The 5,287-nt window shown below is 71.5% G+C and carries 5 protein-coding genes; 1 reads left to right on the forward strand and 4 read right to left on the reverse strand.

The annotated features are described in order from the left end of the window. Nucleotides 1-177: 177 nt before the first annotated feature. The 4 genes from ACZ4XX_RS40040 to ACZ4XX_RS40055 form a co-directional block, all read right to left on the reverse strand. Nucleotides 178-1,125 carry a cytochrome c oxidase assembly protein gene (locus ACZ4XX_RS40040; RefSeq protein WP_468512740.1) on the reverse strand — a complete coding sequence of 316 codons (948 nt, stop codon included), beginning with the start codon at nucleotides 1,123-1,125 and terminating at the stop codon, nucleotides 178-180. Between the two features lie 115 nt (nucleotides 1,126-1,240). Then, nucleotides 1,241-2,266: a 6-phosphofructokinase gene (locus tag ACZ4XX_RS40045; protein WP_468512741.1), complete on the reverse strand. Its 1,026-nt coding sequence runs from the start codon at nucleotides 2,264-2,266 to the stop codon at nucleotides 1,241-1,243. Between the two features lie 192 nt (nucleotides 2,267-2,458). After that, nucleotides 2,459-3,187 carry a type 1 glutamine amidotransferase gene (locus tag ACZ4XX_RS40050; protein WP_468512742.1) on the reverse strand — a complete coding sequence of 243 codons (729 nt, stop codon included), beginning with the start codon at nucleotides 3,185-3,187 and terminating at the stop codon, nucleotides 2,459-2,461. Nucleotides 3,188-3,206: 19 nt separating this feature from the next. Further along, on the reverse strand, nucleotides 3,207-4,454 hold the full coding sequence (locus ACZ4XX_RS40055) for a Mur ligase family protein (protein ID WP_329276261.1): 1,248 nt from the start codon (nucleotides 4,452-4,454) through the stop codon (nucleotides 3,207-3,209). Between the two features lie 126 nt (nucleotides 4,455-4,580). On the opposite strand from ACZ4XX_RS40055, the gene def reads away from it, so the two are divergent. Further along, nucleotides 4,581-5,141, forward strand: a complete 561-nt coding sequence (gene def / locus ACZ4XX_RS40060; RefSeq protein ID WP_468512743.1) for a peptide deformylase — start codon at nucleotides 4,581-4,583, stop codon at nucleotides 5,139-5,141. The last annotated feature ends 146 nt before the right edge of the window (nucleotides 5,142-5,287 follow it).

Raw genomic sequence — 5,287 nt, forward strand, 5'->3', positions numbered from 1 at the left:
CTTCCAGCCCATCTTGACCCCTCGAGGGGGGCACGCTCTACCCCCCGGACCCTCCGGCGTGTGCGGAAAGGGGAACGGGGCCCGGCACCGGACCCCGTAGGAGGTCCCGCGCCGGGCCCGAGGAGGGACCGTTCACCGCACGCCGTTCACCGCACGCCGTTCACCGCACGCCGCTCGTCAACGCCGGGACTGGAGCGAGGCCAGGTACGCGTTGTACGCCTCCAGCTCCTTGTCCCCGTCCCGGTCGGCGGCCCGGTCCTTGCGGACCGCCTGCCGCTGCTCGGAGTGGTACCACTGGTAGACCAGCGCGATCAGCACCAGCACCGACGGGATCTCGCTGAACGCCCAGGCGATGCCGCCGGCCGCGTTCTGGTCGGTGAGCGCGTCGATCCCCAGCGAGGCCGGCGGATTCTCGTACGCCTTGACCATCGGCTCCGAGGCCATCATCAGCGCGATGCCGAAGAAGGCGTGGAACGGCATGCCCGCGAACAGCTCCAGCATCCGCATCACATAGCCCGGACGGTGCGGGCCCGGGTCGACGCCCATGATCGGCCAGAAGAAGACCACGCCCACCATCAGGAAGTGGACCATCATCCCGATGTGGCCCGGCTTGGAGCCCATCAGGAAGTCGAAGAGCGGCGTGAAGTAGAGCGCGTACAGGCTCGCGATGAACATCGGGATCGTGAACCCGGGGTGCGTGATCACCTTCATGTACCGGCTGTGCAGGAGCTTCAGCAGCAGCTCGCGCGGCCCCGTCGAGCCCCGGCCCGCCACCGGCAGCGCCCGCAGTGCGAGCGTCATCGGCGCACCGAGCAGCAGCAGGATGGGCGACAGCATGGAGATCACCATGTGCTGCACCATGTGCACGCTGAACATGACCATGCCGTAGTCGTTGAGCTTGGTGCACATCACGAGCGCGATGGTGAGGACGCCGATCGTGAACGACACCGTCCGGCTCACCGGCCACGCGTCCCCGCGCCGCCGCAGCCGCGCCACACCCCAGCCGTACAGACCGAGCGCCGCGAGGCAGCCGATCAGGAAGAACAGGTCGGGAGAGAACTCCAGGCCCCGTCCCAGCGTGAACGGCGGCAGATCCGTGGTCATGCCGTGCCCGCTGTGATCCATCGTGTGCACTCCTGGAGCCCGATTCGCGCTTGTTGTCCGCACCAGACTAGAACCGCCCCCGGCCGCGACTGCGACCGGGGGCGGTGTCATGCGAGCGCGTCCGCGCCGACGTGCGTCAGATCACGCACTCGGCCTCGGCGTAGCGGTCGGCGGGGACCGTCTTGAGGCTCTCCACGGCCTGGGCCAACGGGACCATCGTGATCTCCGTGCCGCGCAGGGCCGTCAGCATGCCGAACTCGCCGCGGTGCGCGGCCTCGACCGCGTGCCAGCCGAAGCGGGTCGCGAGGACACGGTCGTACGCGGTGGGGGTGCCGCCGCGCTGGACGTGGCCCAGGATCACCGGACGGGCCTCCTTGCCGAGCCGCCGCTCCAGCTCCACGGAGAGCTGGTTGGCGATCCCGGTGAAGCGCTCGTGGCCGTAGATGTCGGTGCCCGCGGTCTTGAAGTCCATCGAGCCCTCGCGCGGCTTCGCGCCCTCGGCGACGACCACGATCGCGAACCGCTTGCCGGCCTCGAAGCGCTCGCCGACCCGGGCGGTCAGCTCGTCGATGTCGAAGGGGCGCTCGGGGACGACCACGGCGTGCGCGCCGGCCGCCATGCCGGAGTGCAGCGCTATCCAGCCGGTGTGACGGCCCATGACCTCGACGACGAGGACGCGCTGGTGCGACTCCGCGGTGGTCTTCAGCCGGTCGAGGGCCTCGGTGGCGACGGTCACGGCCGTGTCGAAGCCGAAGGTGACGTCGGTGGAGGCGATGTCGTTGTCGATCGTCTTCGGGACACCGACGATCGGGAGGCCCGCCTCGGAGAGCAGGTTCGCGGCCTTGAGGGTGCCCTCGCCGCCGATCGGGATGATCGCGTCGAGCCCGAGGTCGGCCACATGGCCGCGGGCGCGCTCGACGCCGTCGACCAGGTGCGCGGGCTGGACCCGCGAGGAGCCGAGGATGGTGCCGCCGCGGGCCAGGATGCCGCCCACCGCCTCGAGATCGAGCTTGCGGTAGTCGCACTCCAGGAGGCCCTTCCACCCGTCGTGGAAGCCGATGACCTCGTCGCCGTGGTCGACGACGGCGCGGTGCACGACGGAACGGATGACAGCGTTCAGACCGGGGCAGTCTCCGCCGGAGGTGAGCACGCCAATGCGCATAGCCCATAAACCTTTGCAACGTGGGCCGACTCCCGGACCACGTCGTCCGGCTGGATCCCCGCCACCCTATCGCCGCAGGGTGGCGGGGCCGAACCGGATGTCCGCACAGTGGACAACGTACGTTCGTACGAGGGACCGACAACGGCGCGCATGTTGCCCCCGGGGGCCCGTCACGGACGGGCCGTGCGACCGCTACGCGGGCTGCGTGGCGGCCGCGATGCGCTCGGCGCGCAGCGCCTCGTACCAGCGGTCGTCCGTCGGCGGCAGCGCGTTGACATCGAGGGCCAGCTTCAGGAGCAGGTCCGCGATCTGCGGGTTGCGGGCCATGACGGGGCCGTGCATGTACGTCCCGAAGACGGTGTCGTTGTACGCGCCCTCGGTGCCGTCGCCGGTCCCGTTGCCCTTGCCGAACACCGTCCGCGCGAACGGCCGGGCCGTCGGGCCGAGATGGGTGATGCCCTGGTGGTTCTCGAAGCCCGTCAGCTGGGGCAGGCCGAGCCGGGGGTCGATGTCCCCGAGGACGTCGCCGACGCACCGGGCGCCCTCGCCGCGGGTCGTGATCACGTCGAGCAGGCCCAGGCCGGGCTGGCGCTCACCGACGTCGTTGACGAACTCGTGGCCCAGGATCTGGTAGCCGGCGCAGACCGAGAAGATGATCGCGCCGTTGGACGCGGCCCGGGGCAGACCGCCGTCCCGGAGGAGCCGCTCGGCCGCGAGCCGCTGCGGACGGTCCTCGCCGCCGCCGATCAGATAGATGTCGCCCGAGGTCGGGATCGGCTGGTCGCTGCGGACGTCGACGCGCTCGACGCTGAGACCGCGCTGTTCGGCACGGCGCTGGACGACGAGGACGTTGCCCTGGTCGCCGTAGGTGCTGAGCAGGTCCGGGTAGACCCAGACCAGGCGCAGGCTGCTGTCACTCATGCTGCAAGTCCTCTACGGGTCAGTTGCCGACGCGGCGGCGGACGTCCTGGAAGGCGGTGTAGTTGGCGATCAGCTCGATCTGCCCGGGCGGGGCCATCGTGACGGCCTCGTCCAGCGTCTCGCAGACGCGGAAGTCCACACCGGCGACCTCCAGGCGGACGGCGAGGTCCAGCTTCCGGTCGCCGATCACCATGATCGGGTGCCCGGCGAGCCGGCCGTAGTCCACGTCCCACAGCCAGGAGGTGTCCGTGCCGTCGGCGCCGCGGGCGTTGACGGAGAGGATCACCGGGGCGGGCGGCCCGTCGATGAGGGAAAACGTTTCGAGCCAGCCGGCCGGGTTCTTCGCGAGGAGCAGACGCAGCTCACGGCCCTGGAAGGACACCACGTCGTAGCGTCCGGCGACGGCCTGCACCTGGTACATGCGCTCCAGGGCCACCTGCGGCGGCACTCCGAAGACGGCGGCGACGGCGGCCGAGGTCGCGGCGTTCGCCTTGTTGGCGCGGCCGGGCAGCTGGAGCCGGATCGGCCAGGCCGATCCGTGCGGGTCGAGCACGTGGTCGCCGCTGAGCGCCCAGCTCGGCGCGGGACGGCGGAAGCCGCACTCGCCGCAGAACCAGTCGTCGCCCGGACGCTGCATCACACCGCCGCAGGCGGGGCACGACCAGGCGTCGTCCTTCCACTCCTGGCCGGCGGCGACCCACACCACGTTCGGCGAGGAGGAGGCGGCCCACACGATGAGCGGGTCGTCGGCGTTCGCCACGACGACGGCCTTCGTGCCGTTGAGGCCCTCGCGCCACTTCTCGGCGAGCATCCGGGTCTCGGCGGCGCGGTCGAGCTGGTCGCGGGAGAGGTTGAGCAGTGCGATCACCTTGGGCGTGGTGTCGCGGGCGACGCCGGCGAGGTACTTCTCGTCGACCTCGATGACGCCGTACTTGGACTCGGAGCCGCCGGCCAGCGCCGAGGTGATGCCGGCGGGCATGTTGGCGCCGAGGGCGTTCGAGACGACGGGGCCGGCGGCGCGCAGGGCCTCCGCGATCAGCCGGGTCGTGGTCGTCTTGCCGTTGGTCGCCGACACCAGGACGACGTCCAGATGCTGTGCGAGCCGGCCCAGCAGGTCGGGGTCGAGCTTCAGCGCCACCTTGCCGCCGATCACCGATCCGCTGCCGCGTCCCGCCGCACGCGACACCGCGGCCGCGGCCCTGCCCGCCGTCACGGCCAGCTTGGCGCGCGGCGACAGCGGCTCTGGATTACCGGGGTGTCCTGACATCGTTCTTGTTCCTCCTTGCGTCGGTCCGGGCTCAGCCTATCGAGATCCGGCCAGCAGCCCGAACAGCGGCACCACCGAGCGGCCGCGCGAAACAGCCAGGTCACAGCGGACCGTACCCTTACCGCCATGCGAAACCGCCCCATCCCCGGCAGTTCCGGCGACGTCCGAGCGATGACTCTGCTCGGCGACCCCGTGCTGCACACTCCCTGCGCGCCCGTCACCGACTTCGGGCCCGAACTCGCCCGGCTCGTCGAGGACATGTTCGCCACGATGTACGCGGCGAACGGCGTCGGCCTCGCGGCGAACCAGGTGGGCGTGGGCCTGCGGGTCTTCGTGTACGACTGCCCCGACGACGAGGAGACCCGCCACCTGGGACATGTCGTGAACCCGCGCCTGGTGGAGGCGGACGGCGATGTGTTCCGGGGGCCCGAGGGCTGCCTCTCGCTGCCCGGCCTGGAGGCTCCGACGCCCCGTTACGACCGTGCGGTGGTCGAGGGCGTACGGCTGGACGGGACGCCGGTACGGGTGGAGGGCACGGGTTTCTTCGCCCGCTGCCTCCAGCACGAGGCCGACCATCTGGACGGCGGGGTCTACGCGGACCACGTCACGGGGTGGCGCAAGTCACGTCTGATCCGTGCGATCCGCAGGCAGCCGTGGGGGAGTGGGGCCGGGGTGCTGGAGGGCTGAGGGGGCCGGATGCCCCGTACTGGCGGGGGGGGGGGGGCCAGAAAGACGGGGGTGGGGGGAGAGGGAGGAGGGGGGGGAGGGGGGGGGGGGGGGGGGGGGGGGGAGGGGGGGTGGGGGGGGGGGGGGGGGTGGGGTGGGGGGGGGGG

The sequence above is a fragment of the Streptomyces sp. NPDC029956 genome, from assembly GCF_055574655.1.

Bases quoted from the DNA above. Each gene is read 5' to 3' on its own strand.
- ACZ4XX_RS40040 (WP_468512740.1), bottom strand. From the start codon at position 1,125: ATGGATCACAGCGGGCACGGCATGACCACGGATCTGCCGCCGTTCACG.
- ACZ4XX_RS40055 (WP_329276261.1), bottom strand. From the start codon at position 4,454: ATGTCAGGACACCCCGGTAATCCAGAGCCGCTGTCGCCGCGCGCCAAG.
- ACZ4XX_RS40045 (WP_468512741.1), bottom strand. From the start codon at position 2,266: ATGCGCATTGGCGTGCTCACCTCCGGCGGAGACTGCCCCGGTCTGAAC.
- ACZ4XX_RS40050 (WP_468512742.1), bottom strand. From the start codon at position 3,187: ATGAGTGACAGCAGCCTGCGCCTGGTCTGGGTCTACCCGGACCTGCTC.
- def (WP_468512743.1), top strand. From the start codon at position 4,581: ATGCGAAACCGCCCCATCCCCGGCAGTTCCGGCGACGTCCGAGCGATG.